This is a genomic window from Nocardia sp. Root136, from assembly GCF_001427185.1.
Lineage (GTDB): Bacteria > Actinomycetota > Actinomycetes > Mycobacteriales > Mycobacteriaceae > Nocardia > Nocardia salmonicida.
The window spans coordinates 60,063-84,200 of the sequence record NZ_LMFE01000002.1 but is presented as its reverse complement, the minus strand read 5'-3'; the positions used below and the strand labels follow the sequence as shown (position 1 = coordinate 84,200).

The 24,138-nt window shown below is 68.8% G+C and carries 20 protein-coding genes; 19 read left to right on the top strand and 1 reads right to left on the bottom strand.

Going from position 1 to position 24,138, the window contains the following annotated elements; translation table 11 throughout:
* The first annotated feature begins 28 nt into the window (after positions 1-28).
* The 14 genes from ASD42_RS14230 (at position 29) to ftsZ (ending at position 17,611) form a co-directional block, all read left to right on the top strand.
* Entirely contained in the window at positions 29-457 is a 429-nt protein-coding gene (locus ASD42_RS14230) for a DUF3040 domain-containing protein (protein WP_056816472.1), read from the top strand.
* Between the two features lie 401 nt (positions 458-858).
* Positions 859-1,290 carry a division/cell wall cluster transcriptional repressor MraZ gene (gene mraZ / locus ASD42_RS14225; protein WP_056816815.1) on the top strand — a complete coding sequence of 144 codons (432 nt, stop codon included), beginning with the start codon at positions 859-861 and terminating at the stop codon, positions 1,288-1,290.
* Between the two features lie 196 nt (positions 1,291-1,486).
* A complete protein-coding gene (gene rsmH / locus ASD42_RS14220; RefSeq protein ID WP_131816764.1) occupies positions 1,487-2,485 on the top strand; it encodes a 16S rRNA (cytosine(1402)-N(4))-methyltransferase RsmH in 999 nt (332 codons plus the stop codon).
* Entirely contained in the window at positions 2,482-3,501 is a 1,020-nt protein-coding gene (locus ASD42_RS35265; RefSeq protein WP_063893638.1) for a hypothetical protein, read from the top strand. Before rsmH ends, ASD42_RS35265 begins: the two co-directional genes overlap by 4 nt.
* Positions 3,498-5,375: a peptidoglycan D,D-transpeptidase FtsI family protein gene (locus tag ASD42_RS14210; RefSeq protein WP_200950449.1), complete on the top strand. Its 1,878-nt coding sequence runs from the start codon at positions 3,498-3,500 to the stop codon at positions 5,373-5,375. Before ASD42_RS35265 ends, ASD42_RS14210 begins: the two co-directional genes overlap by 4 nt.
* 205 nt (positions 5,376-5,580) lie before the next feature.
* Positions 5,581-7,170: a UDP-N-acetylmuramoyl-L-alanyl-D-glutamate--2,6-diaminopimelate ligase gene (locus ASD42_RS14205; RefSeq protein WP_056816469.1), complete on the top strand. Its 1,590-nt coding sequence runs from the start codon at positions 5,581-5,583 to the stop codon at positions 7,168-7,170.
* Positions 7,167-8,660, top strand: a complete 1,494-nt coding sequence (locus ASD42_RS14200) for a UDP-N-acetylmuramoyl-tripeptide--D-alanyl-D-alanine ligase (RefSeq protein WP_056816467.1) — start codon at positions 7,167-7,169, stop codon at positions 8,658-8,660. Before ASD42_RS14205 ends, ASD42_RS14200 begins: the two co-directional genes overlap by 4 nt.
* A 76-nt stretch (positions 8,661-8,736) precedes the next feature.
* The gene (gene mraY, locus ASD42_RS14195; RefSeq protein ID WP_056816464.1) at positions 8,737-9,813 is read left to right on the top strand and encodes a phospho-N-acetylmuramoyl-pentapeptide-transferase; all 1,077 of its coding nucleotides are present in this window, start codon (positions 8,737-8,739) and stop codon (positions 9,811-9,813) included.
* A 50-nt stretch (positions 9,814-9,863) separates the two neighbouring features.
* Positions 9,864-11,300, top strand: coding sequence for a UDP-N-acetylmuramoyl-L-alanine--D-glutamate ligase (gene murD / locus ASD42_RS14190; protein WP_056816461.1), 1,437 nt, complete (start codon positions 9,864-9,866; stop codon positions 11,298-11,300).
* 153 nt (positions 11,301-11,453) lie between these two features.
* The gene (gene ftsW / locus ASD42_RS14185; protein WP_056816457.1) at positions 11,454-12,827 is read left to right on the top strand and encodes a putative lipid II flippase FtsW; all 1,374 of its coding nucleotides are present in this window, start codon (positions 11,454-11,456) and stop codon (positions 12,825-12,827) included.
* Between the two features lie 51 nt (positions 12,828-12,878).
* Positions 12,879-13,994 (top strand): undecaprenyldiphospho-muramoylpentapeptide beta-N-acetylglucosaminyltransferase, encoded by a 1,116-nt coding sequence (gene murG / locus ASD42_RS14180; RefSeq protein ID WP_056816454.1) that lies wholly within the window; start codon positions 12,879-12,881, stop codon positions 13,992-13,994.
* The gene (gene murC, locus ASD42_RS14175) at positions 13,991-15,505 is read left to right on the top strand and encodes a UDP-N-acetylmuramate--L-alanine ligase (protein ID WP_056816451.1); all 1,515 of its coding nucleotides are present in this window, start codon (positions 13,991-13,993) and stop codon (positions 15,503-15,505) included. Before murG ends, murC begins: the two co-directional genes overlap by 4 nt.
* A gap of 8 nt (positions 15,506-15,513) precedes the next feature.
* Entirely contained in the window at positions 15,514-16,191 is a 678-nt protein-coding gene (locus ASD42_RS14170; RefSeq protein WP_056816807.1) for a cell division protein FtsQ/DivIB, read from the top strand.
* Positions 16,192-16,351: 160 nt separating this feature from the next.
* Positions 16,352-17,611 (top strand): cell division protein FtsZ, encoded by a 1,260-nt coding sequence (gene ftsZ, locus ASD42_RS14165; protein WP_056816448.1) that lies wholly within the window; start codon positions 16,352-16,354, stop codon positions 17,609-17,611.
* A 65-nt stretch (positions 17,612-17,676) separates the two neighbouring features.
* On the opposite strand, the gene ASD42_RS14160 is transcribed toward ftsZ, so the two are convergent.
* Positions 17,677-18,222 (bottom strand): LppU/SCO3897 family protein, encoded by a 546-nt coding sequence (locus ASD42_RS14160; protein ID WP_056816805.1) that lies wholly within the window; start codon positions 18,220-18,222, stop codon positions 17,677-17,679.
* A gap of 178 nt (positions 18,223-18,400) precedes the next feature.
* Here ASD42_RS14160 and ASD42_RS14155 point away from each other — a divergent pair, with 178 nt between their 5' ends.
* From ASD42_RS14155 to ASD42_RS14135, 5 genes are all read left to right on the top strand, one after another.
* Positions 18,401-21,316, top strand: coding sequence for a helix-turn-helix transcriptional regulator (locus ASD42_RS14155; RefSeq protein ID WP_056816446.1), 2,916 nt, complete (start codon positions 18,401-18,403; stop codon positions 21,314-21,316).
* Positions 21,317-21,397: 81 nt separating this feature from the next.
* On the top strand, positions 21,398-22,129 hold the full coding sequence (gene pgeF / locus ASD42_RS14150; protein WP_056816443.1) for a peptidoglycan editing factor PgeF: 732 nt from the start codon (positions 21,398-21,400) through the stop codon (positions 22,127-22,129).
* The gene (locus ASD42_RS14145) at positions 22,126-22,848 is read left to right on the top strand and encodes a YggS family pyridoxal phosphate-dependent enzyme (protein ID WP_056816440.1); all 723 of its coding nucleotides are present in this window, start codon (positions 22,126-22,128) and stop codon (positions 22,846-22,848) included. The genes pgeF and ASD42_RS14145 overlap by 4 nt, the downstream gene beginning before the upstream one ends.
* A gap of 107 nt (positions 22,849-22,955) precedes the next feature.
* Positions 22,956-23,711: a cell division protein SepF gene (locus ASD42_RS14140; RefSeq protein WP_056816438.1), complete on the top strand. Its 756-nt coding sequence runs from the start codon at positions 22,956-22,958 to the stop codon at positions 23,709-23,711.
* A gap of 89 nt (positions 23,712-23,800) precedes the next feature.
* Entirely contained in the window at positions 23,801-24,103 is a 303-nt protein-coding gene (locus tag ASD42_RS14135) for a YggT family protein (protein WP_056816435.1), read from the top strand.
* Positions 24,104-24,138: the final 35 nt, after the last annotated feature.

The following is a 24,138-nucleotide window of genomic DNA, read 5'->3' as shown; positions in this document are numbered from 1 at the left end:
AGCCACGCCTAGTGCCGGGGGAGGTACCGTGCCACTCTCCGAGCACGAGCAGCGCATGCTCGAACAGATCGAGAGCGCTCTCTATGCTGAGGATCCGAAGTTCGCCTCGTCAGTTCGCGGCGGACGACTTCGCTCCACGTCGAGTCGACGCAGACTCCAAGCTGCGGCATTGTTCGCCGTCGGCCTTTTTCTGCTCGTCGCCGGCATCGCCGCCCCGTTCAAACCGGGCGGTTTCCCGATCATCAGTCTCGTCGGATTCATCGCCATGTTCGGCGCTGGTGTCCTGCTGATGATCGGCACCTCGCGTCGCGCCGCCCGACCGGACGCGACCGAGTCTCCCGCGGCGGGCAGCGGCCCGGCGACGGGACCCGCCGCCCGAGGTGGTCGCCAGCGCAAGTCCGGCGGCTTCTCCGAGCGAATGGAAGACCGATTCCGACGACGGTTCGAGCAGGAATAGCTCAGACCTAGCCGACTACGAAGGCGGCGCCCCACCCAGCACCGGGTGGGGCGCCGCCTTCGTGCGTCTGTGGGTCCCCGCGCTGATGGCGCACGGTCAGGGCGGTTCCCCCACCTTCCCCACCGCTCCCCACACTTCCCCCACCCGGGCGTCCGGCCCCCGTCGCACCTGCGATGTTTGCTGAACGTTGTCGGAACCGCAGGTTGCCGACCCGCGCGGGTTGCCCGAACACCGGATAACCGCGAATCTCAGTGATAGCTGGGATGACCTGCGGAATTGTGTTTGCGGGGAGCAGGATCACTCAGGGTTTCGATTGAAAGTGGGGGAAAGTGGGGTAATGTGGGTCGCGCACTACAGGAGAGGCCGTACGGCGAGGTGAATCCAGTAGGGAGGTGGCCGAGATGTTCCTCGGTACCTACACCCCCCGATTGGACGACAAAGGGCGGCTGACGTTGCCTGCGAAATTTCGAGACGATCTGGCGGGAGGGTTGATGGTCACGAAAGGCCAAGACCACAGCCTGGCCGTGTATCCCAAAGACGAGTTCACCGCGCTCGCGCGGCGAGCCGCGTCGGCGTCCCGAAGTAACCCGCAGGCAAGGGCTTTCGTTCGAGCGCTGGCGGCAGGCACCGATGAGCAACGTCCGGACGCACAGGGCCGGATCACGCTGTCGCCGGATCATCGGCGCTACGCGAACCTCTCGCGGGATTGCGTGGTGATCGGTTCGGTCGACTTCCTCGAAATATGGGATAAGCAGGCGTGGGAGACCTACCTCGAAGAACACGAGGAGGACTACGCGCAAGCCGGAGACGAGTCGCTGGGCGGAATCTTCTGACCCTGAGCACGCGAGTGCTGCGAGGCCTCTGCCCGGGCGTGGACCCTGACGTACTTCCCCGACGCCAGGTGCCTTGCCCCGGTCAGAGACCTCGAAGCATTCGCATCACCCACTCGTTCGACAAGCACTCATTCGAAAAGCACTGTGTGGCAAGGCGACCTGTCTGCGACGCGAGGCAGTATCCCGGGAGGTCGAGGTGAACCATGACGCCGAGAACCCCCGTCATGTGCCAGTTCTGCTCGAGCGCGCCGACGATCTGCTCGGCCCCGCGCTGAGTGAGCCGGGCGCGGTCTACATCGACGCGACCCTCGGATTGGGCGGGCACGCCGAGCATTTCCTGCGCACCTACCCGCAGGCGCGTCTGGTCGGTCTCGATCGTGACACCACCGCGTTGCGCATGGCGGGCGAGCGTCTGGCGCCCTATGCCGACCGGATCACGCTGGTGCACACCCGTTACGACGGCATCCCGGCGGCGCTGGCCGAAGCGGGGCTGGACGAAACCGGTTCCGTCTCAGCCATTCTCATGGATCTCGGAGTGTCGTCGATGCAGCTCGACGAGGCCGAGCGCGGCTTCGCCTACTCCGTCGATGCGCCGCTGGACATGCGGATGGACCCGACCACCGGAATCACCGCGGCCGACGTGCTCAACACCTACAGCCACGGAGATCTGGCCCGGGTGCTGAAAACCTATGGCGACGAACGGTTCGCGGGCAAGATCGCGTCGGAGGTGCTGCGCAGGCGGACGGTCAAGCCGTTCACCACCAGCGCCGAACTCGTCGAGGTGCTCTACGCGACCATTCCGGCCGCGGCGCGCCGCACCGGCGGACATCCGGCCAAGCGCTCGTTCCAAGCGCTGCGGGTGGAGGTCAACGGTGAGCTCGACTCGCTGCGGGCGGCATTGCCCGCGGCACTGGATTCACTGCGTGTGGGCGGACGGATCTGCGTCATGTCGTACCAGTCGCTCGAAGACCGGCTGGTCAAACACGAACTCGCGCCACGGATCATCTCCCGGTCGCCGATGGACCTGCCGGTCGAACTGCCCGGCATGGGCCCGGAATTCCGGATGCTGACCCGTGGAGCGGAAAAAGCGACCGAGTCCGAGATCGAGGTCAATCCGCGATCCGCGCCGGTGCGGATGCGCGCGGCTGAACGAATCGCGGAGAGGTCAGGGAGGACACAGGAGGGGACACGATGAGCGTGCGGACGAGCACAGTCGCGGTGCCGAGCAAGACTGCCCGGCGCGTGGAGGCGGCCGAACGAGTGAAGTCCGGTGCGGCAGAGCGGGCCTATGCCCGCAAGCGCACCAGGGAACAGCTGCTCGACGGCATCGAACTGCCCGAACCGTCCTCGACGATGGCGGGGCGGATCCCGTTCGTCACCGCGATCATCGGACTGCTCGGCTGCGGCCTCGCCCTGACCCTGTTGCTCACCACCCGTGCCGCCGAGGACAGCTACCAGCTCGGTGACGCCAGGGCGGTCAACCGCAAGCTCGACGACGAGCGGGCCGCGCTGCAGCGCGAGGTCGCCGCCGCCGACTCCGCTCCCGAATTGGCCGCCCGCGCACGTGAACTCGGCATGATCCCCGCGAAGGATCCGGCCCGGCTGGTACTCGGCCCCGACGGCGAGGTCACCGTGATCGGTAACCCGACGCCCGCACAGGGCGCGCCGGTGCCGCCGCTGAACGGACCGCCGACCACCACGCCGAATCCGGCGCCGGGCCACGCCCAGGCGCAGGGTGAGCGTGTGGTGCCGGTGCAGCCCGGTGCGGCTACCGCGAGCGCGCCCCGCGGCGCTGTGCCCAGCAGCGTTCCGGCGAACGTGCTCGCGTCACCGGCCGCGCCGACACCCCCCGTCGTGAACGCGCCGCAGCCGGCGGCCGCCCCGGCCCCGATCGCGCCGGCTCCGGTCGACGCGGCCGTCCCCGTTCCGTCGAACGGCGAGGTTCCCGCGCCGGTGGACGGCGGCGCCCCGGCTCCGCTCGCCCCGACGACCGTGCCCGATCGGATCGACGTCGCAGGTCAGGGTGCACCGCTGGTCTCGGCCGACACGCCACTGCCCGCACCGGGTGTCGTGGCCGACCCGTCGGCTCCGGTCGACGCGCCGTTACCCGCGCCGGGCGTCGCCGCGCCGGCCCCCGGACAACGAGCCCCCGCGGCCGGACCGCCGAGCGAACAGCCGCAGGTCGTCGAATCGCAGGATGGTCCTCGATGAAGCAGAGCGGGCCCGCGTCGCAGCAGCGACGCGGGCCGGTCTCGTCGAGGGCCCGTCGCTCGGGCTCGCTCTCGCCGGACCGGCCGATCCGCCTTCGCCTCGGCGTCGGCCGGGTCACCCTGCTGGCTACCCTCGCGGTGGTCGCGTTGCAGTTGCTCTACATCCAGAGCTTCGCCGCCCCCGCGCTGTCGGCGCAGGCGGCCTCACAGCGCACCATCAAGGCCACCGAGGCGGCCGTGCGCGGTCCCATCACCGACCGGCACGGCAATCAGCTCGCCTTCACGCTCACCGTGAAAGCCCTGACCTTCCAACCGGTGACGGTGCGCGAGCAACTGGCCGAAGCCAAGAAGCTCAAGCCGAGCGCACCGGATCCGGAGCAGCGGCTCGAGGACATCGCGAAGTTCATCCACGAGAAGCTCGGCGCACCCACCGAGCAGGAACTGCTCGACAAACTGCGCAGCGACAAGAAGTTCCACTACCTGGCCAAGAATGTCGATCCGCGGGTAGCTTCCGAGATCACCGCCAAATTCCCGGAGGTCGGCGCCGAACGGCAGGACTTGCGCGAGTATCCCGGTGGTTCGCTGGCGTCGAATGTCGTCGGTGCGATCGGCGGCGACCGGCACGGTCAGATGGGCCTGGAATCGGCACTGGACTCGGTGCTGTCGGGTACCGACGGCTCGCGCACCTACGACCAGGGCTCCGACGGTGCGGTGATCCCCGGTAGCTACCGTGACCTGCAGCCCGCCGTGAACGGTTACGGCGTGGAGCTGACCCTCGACGCGGACCTGCAGTACTACGTGCAGCAGCAGGTGCAACAGGCCAAACAGGTGTCCGGCGCGTCCTCGGCCTCGGCGGTGGTGCTCGACGCCAAGACCGGCCAGGTGCTCGCTATGGCCAACGACGGCACCTTCAATCCCGCACTCGGCCCGAATCATTGGGCCTCGGGCAAGATGGGCAACCCCTCGGTCGCCGAACCCTTCGAACCCGGCTCGGTCAACAAGATCGTCACCGCGGCGGCCGCCATCGAATACGGCGTGACCACGCCCGACGAGGTGCTGCAGGTGCCGGGCTCGATCCGCATGTCGGGCGTCACCGTGAACGACGCGTGGCAACACGACGTCGCGCCCTATACGACGACCGGCATCTTCGGAAAGTCCTCCAACGTCGGCACTCTCATGCTCGCCCAGCGTGTGGGTGAGGACCGGTTCGCCGATATGGTCAGCCGGTTCGGGCTCGGGCAGCGCACCGGCGTCGGTCTGCCCGGCGAGAGCGGCGGCCAGGTGCCCGCCCGCGACCAGTGGTCCGGCGGCTCCTTCGCGAATCTGCCCATCGGTCAGGGCCTTTCGATGACAACCTTGCAGATGACCGCCATGTACCAGGCCATCGCCAACGACGGCCTGCGAATCCCGCCGCGCATCGTCAAGGCCAAGGTCGCCCCCGACGGCACCCGCACCGAGGAATTGCAGCCCGACGGCGTGCGCGTGGTGAGCCCGCAGACCGCGCACACCCTGCGCGAGCTGTTCCAGGCGACCGTGCAGAAGGACCCGATGGGCGTCCAGATGGGGACCGGCGTACCGGCCTCGATCGAGGGATATCAGGTGGCGGGCAAGACCGGCACGGCGCAGAAGGTCGACCCCGCGTGCCGGTGCTATTCGACCTCGGCGTTCTACAGCACGTTCGCCGGGATGGCGCCCGCCGACAATCCCCGCTACGTGATCGGCATGATGCTCGACGCGCCCGTGCGCAGCTCCGACGGCACCGGCGGCGGGTCCGCCGCCCCGCTGTTCCACAGCATCGCCTCCTGGGCGTTGCAGCGCGACCGCGTGCCGCCGTCGCCGGAGCCCAAGCGACTGGTGCTGGAGGCGGTGACATAACGGCTGGTGCCGCAGTTCTCGGCCCCTGGTTGCCCGCCTCTTCCCTCCCTCCGGGTACTCCTTCGTCGCACCCTCCACTCAGTCCAGAGGCGGGCGGGCCGAGAACAACAATTAACTCAACCCGCGTTGTCCGACCGACACCGCGCGTCGGTAACCTGACTGCTCGTCTCGCCTACGCGCTCGATCACTCTCAGAGAGGAGCCTTGTGCCCGCGCAGTCCAGCCCGCACGCGCTCCGGCCAACCACTCCACTGTCGACGTCGCTGCAGGCCGTGGCGGACCTCACCGGCGCCACGACGGCGACTCCGGCGTCCGCCGAGGTGCGCGTCACCGGCATCGAGCAACGATCCAACGCGGTGCGCGCCGGTGACCTGTTCGCCGCGTTACCCGGCGCGAACGCGCACGGCGCCCGATTCGCCGCCGACGCGATCGCCAACGGCGCGGTGGCGGTGTTCACCGATGCCGCGGGCGCCGAGTTGATCGGTGACGTCGCGGTACCCGTGCTGGTGCGCGAGCAGCCCCGCGCGGTACTCGGTGAACTCTCCGCCGAGATCTACGGCCATCCCAGCGATCGGCTGCGCATCGTCGGCATCACCGGCACCTCCGGCAAGACCACCACCTCATATCTGGTGGAGGCCGGTCTGGCCGCGGCCGGACTGTCCACCGGGCTGATCGGCACCATCGAGACCCGCATCGGCGGGCAGCGGGTGCCGAGCGCGCTCACCACGCCCGAGGCGCCGCAGTTGCACGCGATGTTCGCCGCGATGGTCGAGCAGGGCGTCGACGCGGTCGTGATGGAGGTGTCGAGCCACGCGCTCGCGCTGGGCCGGGTCGACGGTGTGCGATTCGCGGTCGGCGCGTTCACCAATCTCTCCCAGGATCATCTGGACTTCCATAAGGACTTCGAGGACTACTTCGCGGCGAAACGTCGGCTGTTCGACGCGGATTCGCCGGTCGCCGCGCGCACCACGGTGATCTGCGTCGACGACGAATGGGGCACCCGCCTGGCCGGTGACCTGGTCGAGCCGGTCACCGTGTCGACGACCGGCGCGGCCACCTGGCAGGTCAGCGGCGACGTCAAGACCACCGGCGGCGAACAGGAATTCACCGCCGCCGGACCCGACGGCGAACTGACGGTGCGCCTGCGCCTGCCCGGTCGCTACAACGTCGCCAACGCGCTGCTGGCCGTCGCCACCTGCGCCGCGGCCGGCGTCGATCCCGCCGTGGCGGCCCCGGCCCTCGCCGTTGTCGATGTGCCGGGCCGGATGCAGCGCGTCGAGCACGGCCAGGACTTCCTCGCCGTCGTCGACTACGCGCACAAGCCCGCCGCCATCGAATCGGTCGTCACGACCCTGCGCGGCCACCTCACCGAAGCCGGAGTCGGCAGGCTGGCCGTCGTGCTCGGCGCCGGTGGCGACCGTGACGTGGCCAAACGCCCGCTCATGGGCGCCGCGGCGGCCCGTGCCGACCTGCTGATCGTCACCGACGACAACCCACGCACCGAGGACCCGGCGGACATCAGGTCCGCCGTGGTGGCCGGTGCGCACGAACTCCCGGCCACCGACCGCGGCGAGATCCGCGAGATCGGTGACCGCGCGGCGGCCATCGCCGCGGCACTCGACTGGGCGCGTTCGGGCGACGTGGTACTCGTCGCGGGCAAGGGCCACGAGGTGGGGCAGGAGATCAAGGGCGTCAAGCATCCCTTCGACGACCGCGAGGTGGTCGCGGCGGCGCTGGACGCCTTACGGAGACGACACAGTCCGCACACGGACTCGGAGGACTTGACGGTTTCATGATCGAGATGACACTGCGGGAGATCGCGGACGTTGTCGGCGGCGAGCTGCACGACGTACCCGACCCCCAGGCACTGGTGACCGGTTCGGTCGAATTCGATTCGCGCCGAATCGGTTCCGGCGATCTGTTCCTCGCCCTACCCGGAGCCAACTCCGACGGACACGACTACGCCGCGACCGCTGTCGCAGCCGGGGCGGTCGCGGTACTCGCCGCCCGCCCGGTCGGCGTGCCCGCGATCGTCGTGGCCCCTGATCTCGGCTCGGTGCCCGCGAGCTCGGTCGCGCTCAGCGCCGACGGTGACGGTTCCGGTGCCGCCGTGCTGGCGGCGCTGGCCGAACTGGCCCGCGTGAGCACCGAGCGGCTGGCCGAACGGACCGGGCTCACCGTCGTCGGCGTCACCGGGTCCTCTGGCAAGACCTCGACCAAAGACCTGCTCGCGGCGGTGCTGGCGCCGCTGGGCGCGGTGGTCGCGCCGCCCGGCTCGTTCAACAACGAACTCGGCCATCCGTGGACCGCCCTGCGCGCGGGCACCGACACGAAGTTCCTCGTCCTGGAACTGTCCGCGCGCGGTCGCGGACACATCGCGGAACTGGCCCGCATCGCACCGCCCCGGATCGGCGTGGTGCTCAATGTCGGTACCGCCCACCTCGGGGAATTCGGTAGCCGTGCGGCGATCGCACAGGCCAAGGGCGAGCTGGTCGAAGCACTGCCCGCCGAAGGGCTGGCCGTGCTCAACGCCGACGACCCCAACGTCGCGGCCATGGCATCGCGGACCAAGGCACGTGTGGTGAAGGTCGGCCTGTCCGGCGACGCCGACATCCGCGCCACCGACGTGATCACCGACGACCAGGCCCGAGCCCGGTTCACCCTGCACGCGGCGGGCGAATCGATCCCGATCCAGCTCGCGGTGCACGGCGAACACCAGGTCGGCAATGCCCTGGCCGCCGCGGCGGTCGCGCTCGAATGTGGCGCCGATCTGGCGACTGTGGCCACGGCGCTGTCCGGCGCCACCGCGGCCTCGGTCCGCCGGATGGATGTGACGACCACGCCCGCGGGCGTCACCGTCATCAACGACTCCTACAACGCCAACCCCGACTCGGTGCGCGCGGCGCTCAAAGCGCTGGTCACCCTCGCGAAGTCGAGCTCGGAACCCCGGCGCAGCTGGGCCGTGCTCGGCGAGATGGGCGAACTCGGTGACACCTCGGTGATCGAACACGACGCGATCGGACGCCTGGCCGTGCGCCTCGATGTCGACCGATTGATCGTGATCGGCACCGGACGACCCTCCCACGGCATGCACCAGGGAGCGGTGATGGAAGGCTCATGGGGCGAGGAATCGATCCTCGTTCCCGATATCGACGCGGCGATCGCGCTGCTCGACGACGAGATCGCCGCAGGCGATGTGGTACTGGTCAAGGCGTCGAAGGCGGTGGGCCTGTGGGCCGTCGCCGAGCACCTGACCGGGGCAGCGGAAGGTAATACAGCTCGATGAGTGAGCGTAGCGAACGAATCATGTGCGCAGCGGCCGATGGCCTTACGACGGAGCCGAGCGTTAGCGAGGCGCAGTCGTGAGGCAGATCTTGTTCGCGGCGGGGATCGCACTGGCGGTGTCGATCCTGTTGACGCCGTTGCTGGTTCGGGTGTTCGCCAGGCAGGGCTTCGGCCAGGAGATCCGGGTCGACGGTCCGGCCAGTCACCAGGCCAAGCGCGGTACCCCCACCATGGGTGGCGTCGCGATCCTGATCGGTATGTGGGCGGGCTATCTCGGCTCGCACCTGATCGGTATCGGGTACAACGCGGAAGGTCCGACGGCATCGGGTCTGCTCGTGCTCGGGCTCACCACCGCGCTCGGCATCGTCGGGTTCCTCGACGACTTCATCAAGCTGCGCAAGCAGCGCAACCTCGGACTCTCGGCCGCGGGCAAGTACATCGGACAGACCGCCGCGGCAGTCATCTTCGCTGTCTTGGCGCTGCAGTTCCGGAGTCCGGATGGATTGACCCCGGCCAGCAAGCACCTCTCGTACGTGCGCGATTGGAGCACGGTGTCGATGGGCGCCGTGATCTTCGTGATCTGGGTGCTGTTCCTGGTCGTAGCCTGGTCGAACGCGGTGAACCTGACAGACGGTCTCGACGGCCTGGCTGCCGGATCGATGAGTATGCTTCTCGGCGCCTACGTGATCATTACTTTCTGGCAGTACGACAAGGCTTGTACCACCAACCCCGGCCCCGGCTGCTACGACGTGCGCGACCCGCTCGATCTGGCCCTGGTCTGCGCCGCCGCGGCCGCCGCGTGCATCGGCTTCCTCTGGTGGAACGCCGCGCCCGCGCGCATCTTCATGGGCGACACCGGTTCGCTGGCGCTCGGCGGTCTGATCGCCGGCTTGTCGATCACCACCCGCACCGAGCTGCTGATGGCCGTGATCGGCGCGCTGTTCGTCGCCGAGGCGGCATCGGTGATGCTGCAGGTGGCGGTATACCGCACCACGCGCAATCGGTTGTTCAAGATGGCGCCGTTCCACCATCACTTCGAGTTGAGTAAGTGGGCCGAAACCACGGTGATCATCCGGTTCTGGATTTTGGCGGGCATCTCCGCCGCAGTGGGCCTCGGCCTGTTCTACAGCGAATATCTGTCACAGGTCGGGTGAGTAGAGACATGGTCGAACACTCGCCCCGCGCCCTGCGGTCCCCGGGCCCGATGCTCGAATTCCTGCGTGGTCGTGACGTTCTCGTCGCCGGTTGGGGCGTCTCCGGACGCTCGCTGATCGAACCGCTGCGCGATATCGGCGCGCACCCGGTGGTCACCGACAACGGCGCCAAGGCACTGGCCGAAGCCGCCGAACTCGGCCTCGAGATCGCCACCAGCGTCGAACTCGAAGGCGCCGACCTGAGCCGGTTCGCGCTGGTGATCACCAGCCCCGGCTGGCGACCGGATTCGCCGGTGCTGGTCTCCGCGGTCACCGACGGCGTGCCTGTCTGGGGTGACGTCGAATTCGCCTGGTGGGTCGATCAGGCCCGCATCTACGGCCCGGTCCGCAAGTGGCTGGTGATCACCGGCACCAACGGTAAGACCACCACCACCCAGATGACGCACTCGATCCTGCGCGCCGCGGGCATCTCCAGCGTGGCCTGCGGCAATATCGGCCTGCCGATCCTGGACGCACTGCGCCGCAACCCCGGTCCGCAGGTCTTGGCCGTCGAGCTGTCCTCGTTCCAACTGCACTGGGCGCCGTCGGTGCGCCCCGAGGCAGGCGTCGTGCTCAATGTCGCCGAGGATCACCTGGATTGGCACGGCGGTCTCGATGCCTACGCCGCCGCGAAAGCGCGCGCGCTGACCGGTCGGGTCGGCGTCGTCGGCCTCGATGATCCGGTCGCGGGCGCACTGGCCCGTAAAGCCAAGGCCCGCCGCACGGTCGGTTTCCGCATCGGTGTCCCCGCCGACGGTGAGCTGGGCGTGGTCGACGGCAAGCTCCTCGACCGCGCCTTCACCAAGGCCGCGATCCTCGCCGAGACCAGCGACATCAGCCCGCCGGGACCCGCGGGCATCGCCGACGCGCTGGCCGCGTCCGCGCTCACCAGGGCCATCGATGTGGCGCCGCAGTTCGTCAAGGAAGGTCTCGCCGAGCACAAGGTGGGCCCGCACCGCACCGCGTTCGTCCGCGAACTGGGTGGCGTCGAGTTCATCGACGACTCCAAGGCCACCAACCCGCATGCCGCACGCGCCGCGATCATGGCGCACCCGCAGGTGGTGTGGGTGGCTGGTGGTCTGCTCAAGGGCGCCAGTGTCGACGACCTGATCGAGGAGATCGGTGATCGACTGGTCGGCGCGGTGTTGTTCGGGGCCGACGCGCCGGTGATCGCCGCCGCGATGGCGCGACACGCGCCCGAAGTCCCGGTCATCGAGCTGGATGCGGGAGACGATGCAGACATGGAGTCGTCCAGATCCCAGCGAGCCGAGGCGGTCATGGGCCGCGCGGTGCGCGCCGCGGCGGGCCTGGCCGGCGCCGGAGACACCGTCCTGCTCGCGCCCGCGGCCGCTTCCCTGGATATGTACGACGACTACACCCATCGCGGACGCTGTTTCGTGGATGCGGTGACGGCACTGGAAGATGGTGACATCGGGCGGGCGCTGTGACGAAGGCGCGCCCGGCCGACCCGTCGCCCGAAAGGGGGCAGCGTGGGTAAGAGCCGGGGCAGCGTCGACAGCAGTCGGGTCGGGAAGAGCGCGGGTGCCACCCGACGCGGTTCGGGGCAACCGAATTGGGCGGGGGAGCGCTTCGGAGCCTGGTTGGCCCGGCCGCTCGCGTCGTTCCATCTGATCGTCACCATCGCGACCCTGCTCACCGTGCTCGGTCTGGTGATGGTGCTGTCGGCGTCGAGCGTCGAGGCCTATGCCGGTGGCGGTTCGGCCTACGCGCTGTTCATCCAGCAGGCCATGTTCGCCGGGCTGGGCGCGATCGCCTTCTACGTGGCGTTGCGGCTGCCGTTGCGGCTGTTGCGGCAGTGGTCGTTTCCGTTCTTCAGCATCTCGGTGCTCGCGCTCGTGCTGGTGCTCATCCCCGGCATCGGCTCGATGCACGGTGGCGCGCGGCGCTGGTTCGACATCGGTCCGCTGTCGATCCAGCCGTCCGAAGTGGTCAAGGTGACCCTGGTGGTGTGGGGCGCGCACCTGCTCGCCTCGCGACGCGGTGCGGCGCTCAAGGACATCCTGGTGCCGCTGGTGCCCGCCGGTCTGCTGGTGTGCCTGCTGGTGGTGCTCGAACCGAACCTGTCGACCACCATCGCGCTCGGCATCGTGCTGATGGCGCTGCTGTGGTTCGGCGGGCTGCCGGTGCGGCTGTTCGTCGGGATCATGGTGACCGGCCTGGTGGCCGCGTCGGTGCTGGCGCTGTCGGCCGGCTACCGCTCCGACCGGGTGCGCGCGTTCTTCAACCCCGGTGACGATCCGCAGGGCGCCAACTATCAAGCGCGTCAGGCCAAGTACTCCCTCGCCGACGGCGGCATCTGGGGCCGCGGCCTCGGACAGAGTCGCGCGAAGTGGAGCTATCTGCCCAACTCGCACAACGACTTCATCTTCGCCATCATCGGCGAGGAACTCGGCTTCCTCGGCTGCATGCTGGTGCTGGCGCTGCTGGCGCTGTTCGTCTACGCGGGCATCCGCATCGCGCTGCGCTCGGTCGACCCGTTCCTTCGCCTGCTCACCGCCACCGCCACCACCTGGATCACCGCGCAGGCACTGATCAACATCGGCTATGTCGTGGGGCTGCTGCCGGTGACCGGTCTGCAGTTGCCGTTGGTCTCGGCCGGTGGTTCGTCGCTGGCGATCACGCTGTTCATGTTCGGCATCATCGCCAGCGCCGCCCGGCACGAACCGGAAGCGGTCTCGGCGTTGAAGGCGGGCCAGGACGGCCGACTCAGCAGGCTGCTGCGACTGCCGGTGCCCGAGGTGTACACCCCGCCCGCGCCGCGAAAAGTCGCGCCGCGCCCCAGAACCGAACGCCCACGTCAGGCACCTCGCCGCCAGCCGCCCGCCGACCGCAGGCGACGCGCACCGGAGAGCCGCGGCACGAGTTCGCTACGGTCGACACGAGCATGGGAACCGACCTACCCGATGCCACACCGCCCGGTGAAACGGCGGACCGGCGGAGGCGGCGGCGCATGACGCCCGCCTTCGCGAGATCGATTCGAGACAGAGAGAACGAGGTAGATCCAGGTGAGTAACCCGCGATCCGGGTTGTCGGTGATCGTCGCAGGCGGGGGAACCGCAGGCCACATCGAACCCGCGCTGGCTGTCGCCGACGCGCTGCGCAGACTCGACGACTCGATCCGGGTGACCGCCTTGGGTACCGAGCGTGGACTCGAGACGAAACTGGTGCCCGAACGCGGGTACCCACTGGAACTGATTCCGCCGGTGCCGCTGCCGCGCAAGCCCTCCGCCGATCTGCTGCGACTGCCCGGCCGGGTGCTCGCCTCGGTGAAGGCGACCAGGGCGGTGATCGACGATGTGCAGGCCGACGTGATCATCGGGTTCGGCGGCTACGTCGCGCTACCCGCGTATCTTGCCGCGCGCGGCGGGTTGTTCGGTCGCAAGCGCAAGGTGCCGGTGATCGTGCACGAGGCCAATGCGAAGGCCGGTATCGCCAACAAGGTCGGCGCGAAACTCGCGGCGAAAGTGCTCGCCGCCGTTCCGGATTCCGGGCTGGCGGGCGCGCAGGTCGTCGGCATTCCGGTGCGCGCGTCCATCACCGAACTCGACCGTGCCGCTTTGCGCGCGGAAGCTCGCGCGCACTTCGGACTGCCCGCCGAGGGCCCGGTGCTGCTGGTGTTCGGTGGCTCGCAGGGCGCGCGCAGCCTCAACGAGGCAGTCTCCGGCGCCGCACCGCAACTCGCGGCCGCCGGCGTCTCGGTGCTGCACGCGCACGGGCCCAAGAACAGCGTGGAGGTGAGTACCGCCGACGCGCCGGCGCCGTATGTGGCGGTGCCCTACCTGTCGCGGATGGACCTGGCCTACGCCGCCGCCGACGCGGTGGTGTGCCGATCCGGCGCGATGACCGTGGCCGAGGTGTCGGCGGTCGGACTTCCCGCCTTCTACGTGCCGCTGCCGCACGGCAACGGCGAACAGGAATTCAACGCCCGACCAGTGGTCGCGCAGGGTGGTGGCACAATTGTGGCCGACGCCGAGCTGACCCCGAAATACGTGATCGATGAGGTGATTCCGCTGCTGCTCGACCCCGCTCGACTCGCGCAGATGAGCCGCGCCGCCGCAGGCGCAGGCCATCGCGACGCCGCCGACACGGTGGCCAGGATCGTCACCGAGGTCGCCCGATGAGCAAGCCGGAACAGGAGATCGGGGAGTCCACCGGCGCGGCCCTGCCCCCCGAACTCCAACGCGTGCACATGGTCGGCATCGGCGGTGCAGGCATGTCCGGGATCGCGCGCATCCTGCTCTCGCGCGGCGGGCAGGTCTCCGGTTCCGATGCCCGCGAGAGCCGCGGTGTGCTGTCGCTGCGGGCTCGCGGCGCCGAGGTCCGCATCGGCCACTCCGCCGACGCGCTCGATCTGCTGCCCGGCGGCCCGACGGTCGTCGTCACCACCTATGCCGCCATCCCGAAGACCAACCCCGAACTGGTCGAGGCGAATCGGCGCGACATCCCCGTGCTGATGCGCCCGACTGTGCTCGCCGCGCTGATGCGCGGGCACCGGACACTGCTGGTCTCCGGCACCCACGGCAAGACCTCGACCACCTCGATGCTGATCGTCACGTTGCAGCACTGCGGCGCCGATCCGTCGTTCGCGGTCGGCGGCGAGCTCAACGAGGCGGGCACCAACGCCCACCACGGCAGCGGTGACATCTTCGTCGCCGAGGCCGACGAGTCCGACGGCTCACTGCTGCAATACGACCCGGACGTCGCCGTGGTCACCAATATCGAATCCGATCACCTCGACTACTTCGGCACCGACGAGGCCTACATCCAGGTCTTCGACGACTTCGCCGACCGGCTCGCACCCGGCGGTCTGCTGGTGGTGTGCCTCGACGATCCCGGCTCGTTCGCGTTGGCCCAGCGGGTCGCACCGCGCATGGCCGAACGCGGAATCGAGGTGCTCGGTTACGGCTCCGGCGATCTGGCCGACGCTCCCGTGCCCGTCGGCGCCCGGCTGATCGACTGGCAACCGCGGGACGTGGGCGGCATCGTGGAGTTCCAGCTCGACGGCGAGACGGTGCCGCGGTCGTTGCGACTGTCGGTGCCCGGCAGGCACATGGCGCTCAACGCGCTGGCGGCGCTGCTGGCCGCCCGCGCGACCGGCGCCGATATCGACGAGATCGTGCAGGGCCTGGAGGGATTCGGCGGCGTGCATCGCCGGTTCCAGTTCACCGGTCGGGAAAACGGGGTGCGTGTCTTCGACGATTACGCCCACCACCCGACCGAGGTCCGCGCGGTGCTCGAGGCCGCCGCCCAACTGGTCGCCCAGGAAGCGCGTGACGGCGCCCGCCTGCAGCGCGGCCGGGTCATCGTGGTGTTCCAGCCGCATCTCTACAGCCGCACCGCCACTTTCGCCACGGAGTTCGGTGCCGCGTTGAGCCTGGCCGACGAGGTGGTCGTGCTCGACGTCTACGGCGCCCGCGAAGACCCGCTGCCCGGCGTCAACGGCGCGCTGGTCGCCCAATCGGTGACCGAACCCGTGCACTACCAGCCGGATATGTCCAAGGTCGGCAAGCAGGTCGCCGGGCTCGCGGGCGACGGCGACGTCGTGATCACCATGGGCGCGGGCGATGTCACGATGCTCGGCAGCCAGATCCTCGACGGCCTGCGGGCCAGGCCGCAGCAGGGCGGCCGGTGAGATTGCCGATGCCCGCCGCGCGCGGGTGGCACGGCTACCGTCTCTGGACGGTGGTCGGGGTGGTCGTGGTGACCCTGCTGGTGGCACTGGCCTGGTTCACCCCGGCCCTGTCGGTGCGCACCGTGCGCATCGACGGCCTGTCGGCGGTGCCGGACGCCGAGGTGCGGGGTCGACTCGAAATTCCCGACGGCCGTTCGATGTTACGGATCGATACCACCGCGATCGCCCAGCGCGTGGCCGCGATCCCGAAGGTGCGCTCGGTCAGAGTGCAGCGTAAATTCCCCTCGACAGTGCTGGTCACCGTCGTGGAGCGAACACCGGTGGTGTATTTCGACGCCCCGGACGGCGCCCACCTGATCGACGCCGAGAGCGTCGAATTCGCGATCGAGCCCGAACAGCCCATCGGGGTGCCGAAACTGCTCACCGAGGGCTCGTTCACCGGGCCGGCGGCGGCCAGGGCGGCGGTGGATGTCCTGGTCACCCTGCCGCCCGCCTTGTCGGTGCAGGTGGGCGAGGTTGTCGCACGGTCGATTTCGGACGTCTCGCTGAGCCTTCGCGATGGCAGGAAGGTAGTGTGGGGCGGCACGGGCGACGGCGAGCGCAAAGCTGCCGTCGTGTTGCCGCTACTGACCCGTGAGGGGACCGTGTTCGACGTTTCGAGTCCGAATCTGGTCACGGTAAAGTGAGCGACATTCTTTGTGGCACAAGATTCTGGCTCTCATCTCGGCGCGCCTGCGCCGCGATCGCAGTGGCTGCGAATAGCGTTCCGCAGCAGTCGGATACTTGACATAACGCCAACCCTATGGTTGAGGTTGAGGGTTTAAGATCGAAGGAAGGCGAGAGCCCATGACGCCCCCGCACAACTACCTTGCAGTGATCAAGGTCGTCGGTATCGGCGGCGGCGGCGTGAACGCCGTCAACCGAATGATCGAACAAGGACTCAAGGGAGTCGAGTTCATCGCGGTCAATACCGACGCGCAAGCCCTGCTGATGAGCGATGCCGACGTCAAACTCGATGTCGGCCGCGAACTCACCCGAGGTCTCGGTGCCGGAGCCGATCCGGAAGTCGGCCGCAAGGCCGCCGAGGACCACAAGGACGAGATCGAAGAGGTGCTCAAGGGCGCCGACATGGTCTTCGTCACGGCAGGCGAGGGAGGTGGCACCGGTACCGGTGGCGCCCCTGTCGTCGCCAGTATCGCCCGAAAATTGGGCGCCCTGACTATAGGGGTCGTCACCCGGCCGTTCTCTTTCGAGGGCAAGCGGCGCGGGAACCAGGCCGAAGTAGGGATCAACCTACTTCGCGAGTCGTGCGACACCCTCATCGTCATTCCGAACGACCGGCTGCTGCAGCTGGGCGACGCGGCGGTGAGTCTGATGGACGCCTTCCGCTCCGCGGATGAGGTGCTGCTCAACGGTGTTCAGGGTATTACCGACCTGATCACCACCCCCGGTCTGATCAACGTCGACTTCGCCGACGTCAAGAGCGTGATGTCGGGTGCCGGATCGGCGCTCATGGGCATCGGCTCGGCGCGTGGTGAGGGTCGTTCGGTGAAGGCGGCCGAGACGGCGATCAATTCACCGTTGCTCGAAGCCTCCATGGATGGTGCGCACGGCGTGCTGCTCTCGATCGCGGGCGGTTCCGATCTCGGCCTGTTCGAGATCAACGAGGCGGCCTCGCTGGTGCAGGAGGCGGCCCACATCGAGGCCAACATCATCTTCGGTACGGTCATCGACGATTCGCTCGGCGACGAGGTGCGGGTCACCGTCATCGCCGCGGGCTTCGACGGTGGCGGCCCGTCTCGCCGCAATACCGAGACCAGCGCGGTCACCACCAGCCGGACCGGGTCGAACCCGATCGGTTCGGGTCGCGCGGGCGAGATCGGCCAAGGACGTCCGTCCGAGGCGCCGTCGCGTCCCACCGAGCCCGCCACGGCCGGGGTGTCCAGTGGTCGGGCCGCGGCGCCGAACTACCGCGATACCGAGCGGTACCGGGAGTCGGAGCGTCAGCGGGTGACAGAGGCGGCCATGAACCGCGTCAACAACCCGGAAGTGCACGAAGGCGACGACGACGACGAGATCAACGTCCCGGACTTCATGCGTCGATAACATTCGCAGACACGAAAGCGCCCGAACTCCTGTCGAGTCCGGGCGCTTTCGCGTTGTGCGGGGGATCAGCCCTTGGCGCTGCCGAGGCAATAAGTGATCTTCGGATCATTGACCACGAGCACCTGGTCGGCGTCCTCGCCACACAGCTGGTCGTCGACCTGACCGTCGACGCGGGTGAGGACCTTGAAGCTGGCGTCGGAGGCGGTGCACGGCACGAACTTGTAGCCGGTCATCATGCCCTCGTTGTAACAGCTGCCCTCTTTGAAGTTCGGGGCGAGACAGAGGAACGCCACCGTGCCGCCGCTGCCGAAGGTCTCCTCGTAGGAGGTGTAGTCCTCGTGGCACTCGACCTTCTGGTCGTGGACCTGCACGACCTGGTAGACGGCGTTCTCGGCCGAGCAGGCGACCGGCTCGGTCTTGGAGTCGATGATCGACGCCGAGATCACGTTGATGCACTCACCGACCTTCGAGCGGGCGGTGTCGGACTTGCTCGCGTCCTTGGCCACCTCGGAGACCTTGTCGATGGCCGAGCAACCCGCGGCACCGAGTGCCGTGACCGCCAGCAGCGCGAGCGAGAACCGCGAAACCATGCCCTTGCCGGTGAACGTCATGCGAACCTTCTTTCTGCAGAACCTCACCGCGGACCCTTCGGCGGTGTAGGCCCCGATCACCCAACCTCACCCCGAGCCGCCGAGCATCCGGGAAACCACGGTAATTCCGGGTAGGTGGCACCGTTATGCTCTGATCCGGCCGTTCACGGCCGATTTCGCCAGTGAGCTACGGAGTGTCATGTTCGAACGCGCATTCGTCGGCCGCGCCGCCGAACTCGCCGCACTGACCACGACTTTCACCGGTCCCGACGCACCCTGGTTGCTGCTGGTCGACGGTCCGGCCGGAATCGGTAAGTCTCGCTTGATCGCCGAGTTCGTCGGCGCCGCCCGCTGTCGAGTGCTGATGGTCACCGGCACCGAAGACGCCAGGGCCCAACCGCGCTACCTCGCCGACGACATCGTCGAGCAGTTGGACGAGAGCCCGGTCGACGCCGACGAGGCGCCGGCCGCACCGGAATTCGCCGCGCTGGACAGCAGTGAGATCGCGCCATCGGCGCCCGACGGTGCCGACTTGGCTCGACGGGTGCGACGTGCGCTCGGCGCGAAGGCGACCCTGCTCGTCGTCGACGACCTCCAATGGTCGGACCTCGAATCGTTGCGGTTGCTGAGCTTTCTGATTCGCAACCGCCCCGTCCGCGGATTCCGGCTGCTGCTCGCCTTCCGCGAAAATAGTTGCCCGCCGTCGATCGCCCGGTTGGTGCGGGCGCCGCGGGTGCGGACCGTGCAGGTGCGGGTTCCGCCGTTCACCGAAGCCGATGTCGACGGTCTGCTGCCGGGGGAGGATCCGCGTCGGCGGGCCAGACTGTTGAGTGCCTCCCATGGCAATCCGCTGTATCTGACGCTGCTCGCCGATCTTCCCGACCGCGAATTGGACCGGGCGCTGCGCGGGGAGGAACCCGATCCCGCGTCGAACGACTTCGCGGCGCTGGATCGGACGATCCGCGCCGAACTGGCCCAGCTCCCGGAAACCGAGCGGCTGGTCGCGCAGGCCATCGCGGTGTGTGGGGTTCCACCCGATTTCGAACTGCTGTGCGCGACAGCTGCTCTGCCGGAGTCCGTGGTGGTCGCGGCGGTGGACGGCCTGGTCGGGCGCGGCGTGGTCGGTGTGGCCGACGGCGCGGTGACGTTCGCCCATCCGCTGATCCGCACCGCCGCCTATCGCGTGTCCGGCCACGGATGGCGCGCGATGGCCCACCGCCGGGCCGCCCTCGCACTGCGGGCCCGCGACGCGTCGATGCCCTCGCGCGCACGCCATCTCGAGCACGCGCTCCTCGGCGCGGACGAGATCGCGGGCGCGGAACTGCGACTGGCCGCCGAGCAGGTGCTCGCCGACGCACCGGCGGCGAGCGCGCGCTGGCTCTCGGCCGCCGCGCGCGTCGCCCCCGCGACCGACGACCCACTCGCCGAAGCTCTGGCACTCGGCCGGGCCCAGTTGCTGTCCGGTGCGGCAGCGCAGGCGGGGGAGACGCTCGAACCGGCGGCGGCCACCGCGGGCAGGCACCAATTGGAGGCGCTGCTGCTGTCGGCCCGGTGCGCGCGCATGCTCGGCCGCATCGATCAGGCACGAACACTGCTCGCCCACGGTGCGACACTGCCTCGCCGCCCCGGTGACGGACCGGTGCAACTGGAACTCGCGATCCTGGAAACGCAGGACCACCAGGACTCCGAAGGCCGAGCCCGCCTCACCGCCCTGTTCGACTCCGATGCCATCGACGACCCGGCCGTGCGCGCCGCCGCGACCGCCCTGCGCTGCCTCGGGCTGCTCGCCGACGCGCGAATCGTCGAGGCAGCACAGCTCTACGACCCCTGCGACCGTGCCTTCGGCCGGCTCACCGACACCGCCCTGCGCGAAGTCGTCCACGCCGCTCCCGTGTTCGGCTGGTGCGCGTACTTCCTCGACCGCGACGCGAGCGGCCTACGTCAGCTGGATCGCGCGATCGCGGTGAGCCGCCGCTTCGGCCGCACCTACGCCCTCGCCGAACTCCACACCGTCCGTGCCTACTGCCTGGCCAAACTCGGCCGCCTCACCGACGCCATCGCCGCCGCCGACGAAGCCACCGATGCCGCGACCACCTTCCACTACCCCGACCTGCTCTCTTTCGCCGGCGCACTGAAACTGCGCACCCTGCAACTGACCGCTGCGCCCGCAGCGGTCGCCGCCCAGTGGCACACCGTTGCCGCCCTTCCACGCCCCACCATGCGCTGGTGGCGACAAGTCGTGGAGACAACCCTCTCCGATACCGCCCGAGCCGTCCCCGGCCCGATGCCCCCCGAGGACCGCCCGGGCCCTCTGCACCCGACCCACCTCTCCCGAGCGGCCCACGCCGCGATTGTCACCGGCGATCTCTCGACCGCCGACGCCTTGATCACCCGAGCCGAAGCAGCCGCCTCGGCGACGGCCACCACCCACGGCGCCCGCCTCCCCGACGCATCTGCCCCGGTCGGTGACGCGACTGTGGACGCGGAGTTTCCACTGGCAGCGGCCGAGCGCCCGAACACAGGCACAGAGCTCGTCTCCTGTATCACCGGCGACCCTGCTGCCCCCGATGGAGCGCCCCCGAGTCGGGCAGTCGACGGACTCGGCAGCCAGGTCGGCGCGGCAGCCTTGGCACGCGCCGACTACGCCGCGGCCATCGGCGATACCGCGGCAGCGGCCGCGGCGGCCGAGGTGGCGATCGCGGCGTTCGCGCGTGCCGGAATGGTGGTACACCGTGCGCAAGCCGAGTTGTTCGCCGGTGCGATCGCGGGCAGACGCGGTGATTTCGGCCAGGCGACCAGCCGATTCGCCGCCGCCCGTGCGACTTTCACCGAGACCGGCGCCATCCGCCTGCTCGACGAGGTGACGACCGCGCAGCGCAGGCTCGCAGGCGCCCAGCGAGTCGGCGCGCCCGCCGCCCTGACCAGGCGCGAGCGCGAGGTCGCCGAGTTGGCCGCCCACGGCCACACGAACAAGGCCATCGCCGAGCACCTCTACCTCAGCCCCCGCACCGTCGAGGACCATCTCGGCCGGGTCCTGCGCAAACTGGGACTGACCGGCCGCGCGGGCATCGCCCGCAGGCTCGGCGATCTCGACGGCGCCGATTCGTCCGCGTGATCGGCGACCTCCTACCCGGGTTGACCGACGTCACCCCGGGCGCGGACCGCGCGGCCTCACAACGGCACTACGCTCGAACACATGACTTCCGCACCTCCTACCGTGACCGTTCGCCGGGTGACCACCACTCGCACCGGTGGCTTCTCCGCCGCGCCCTACGACTCGTTCAACCTGGGTGACCACGTCGGTGACGATCCGGAAGCTGTGCGCCGCAACAGGGTTCGGCTGGCAGAAGGCATCGGCCTCACCCCTGATCGGTTGGTGTGGATGGAGCAGGTGCACGGGCGCACCGTCGAGATCGTCGACGGCCCCCGCGCCGAACCGGTACCGGTGACCGACGCACTGGTCACGACCGTGCCGGGACTCGCGCTGGTGGTACTCACCGCCGATTGTGTGCCGATCCTGCTCTCCGACGACGAGGCGGGCGTCATCGCCGCCGTCCACGCGGGGCGCATCGGCGCCCGGATCGGCATCGTGCCGCGCGTGCTCGACGCGATGGTCTCGGTCGGCGCCCGCGTCGACCGCATCGGCGCGTTCCTCGGCCCCGCCGCCTCGGGCCGCCAATACGAAGTCCCCGCAGCCATGCGCGCCGACGTCGAAGCCCACCTACCCGGCAGCGCGACCACCACCGTCCGAAAGACCCCAGGTCTCGACCTGCGGGCGGGTATCCGCCGGCAGCTCACCGAGGCGGGTGTCAGCGGAATCGCGGTTGACCCACGCTGCACCATCGAGGACAAAACCCTCTTCAGCCACCGCCGTGGCGCGCCCACCGGCCGCATCGCCGGAGTGATCTGGATGGACTCCGCCGCATGACCGAGACGGGACGCGCCGCGGAGCTCTCAGCTCGTCTCGACGGCTTGCTCTCCCGCATCGACGCCGCCGTCGAGTCGGCGGGTCGCCCGGCGGGTTCGGTGAGCCTTCTCCCGGTGACGAAGTTCTTTCCCGCCACCGACGTGGCCATCCTGCACGCCCTCGGCCGACGCGAATTCGGCGAGTCCCGCGAGCAGGAAGCCTCCGCGAAGGTCGATCAGCTCGGCTACGACGACGTCGAATGGCACATGATCGGCCGTTTACAACGCAACAAGGCACGCGCGGTGGCGCGGTGGGCGCACACCGTGGCTTCGGTCGACAGCGAACGGCTGGCAAACGCTCTCGACCGTGCCGCGCAGGACGCACTGGCAGCCGGCGAGCGTATCGCGCCGCTGCGGGTGCTGCTGCAGGTGAGCTTGGACGCCGACCCCGGACGCGGGGGTGTCGCACCGGCCGATCTGCTCTCCCTGGCCGACCTGGTAGCGAAGGCGCCCGGCCTGCATCTGGCCGGTCTGATGGCGATTCCGCCCCTTGACGTCCCGAGTCATGTGTCGTTTGCGAATCTTGCGACATTGCACACTTCGCTGCTTGCGCAACACGCCGAGGCCACCGACCTTTCTGCAGGTATGTCGGGTGATTTGGAGATTGCGGTCGAACACGGTTCGACGTGTGTGCGTGTCGGAACCGCCTTGATGGGCGCCCGACCGATAACCTCGGCGTAGCAAAGAAACCTCACCAGTCACATTCGACACATACGATTGGGCTGAAGAGGCGCTGAGCAAGAACTTCAACACCCGGCCGCCACCGGGGCCGAAGGAAGGTCGACCAGATGAGTACCCTGCATAAGTTCAAGGCGTACTTCGGCATGGTTCCGCTCGATGAGTACGAAGACGACTACGTCGACGATCATGCCCCTCGCGGCGCGGAGGAGCGCGCGGGTCGCGTCCGCCCGCGCAGCTACGACCGTTATGCCGAAGACCGGTACGGCTCCGACCGTTTCGAGGACGAGGCCGACGACTTCCCACAGCCGGCGTACAAGTCGGCCTACCAGGCGCGTCGTGACGACTATGTCGCCGACACCTACGCCGACGATCGCTATGAGACGCCGCGTCGCCCCACCAGGATCGAAACGGCGCCGTCGTCGGGCCGGTCCTTCCGGGCAGGCGGCGTCGCACCCGGTATGCGCGGCTCCACTCGTGGTGCGCTCGCGGTCGATCCCGACGCCGAGGAGCGCAGGCTGGAGGAGCGCATGCGCCCCGAGCCCGCGCCCGCGCGGCGTCCTGGGATCTTCGAGGACGGAGGTCCCTTGTCCAAGATCACCACGCTGCGTCCACGCGACTACGGCGAGGCCAGGATCATCGGTGAACGGTTCCGTGAAGGGAATCCGGTCATCATGGACCTGGTCGACCTGAGCAATGCCGATGCCAAAAGGCTGGTCGATTTCGCGGCCGGACTCGCTTTCGCGCTGCGTGGTTCGTTCGACAAGGTAGCGACGAAGGTGTTCCTGCTCTCACCGGCCGACGTCGACGTATCAGCGGAAGAACGCCGCCGTATCGCCGAAAACGGCTTCTACAACCAGAAATAGACAACGCGCACCCGATGTCGAGATGGCCGCCCGCGCACTGCGCGGCGCGGCCATTTTGCACCCTGCCGATTTTGCGGCAGAGTGAAGCCGTGGCCCTGTTCGCGGTTCTGTACCTCGTGCTTTTCATCTTCTGGCTGTTGCTCATCAGTCGGGTGATCGTCGAGTTCATTCGCAGTTTCGCGCGCGACTGGCGCCCGACTGGTGTAGTGGTGATCGTCTTAGAGGTGATCTTCACTGTTACCGACCCTCCGGTGAAACTTCTGAGGCGGTTGATACCTCCTGTGAATCTTGGGGGGATTCGTCTCGATCTTTCGATAATGGTCCTGCTCTTCCTCGTCTTCATCCTGATGTCGATCGTGGGTAGGCTCGGGCAGCCCGTGACCTCCGTGTGACACAATGAAACGAGTAGACCGCTTGCTAGTTCTCC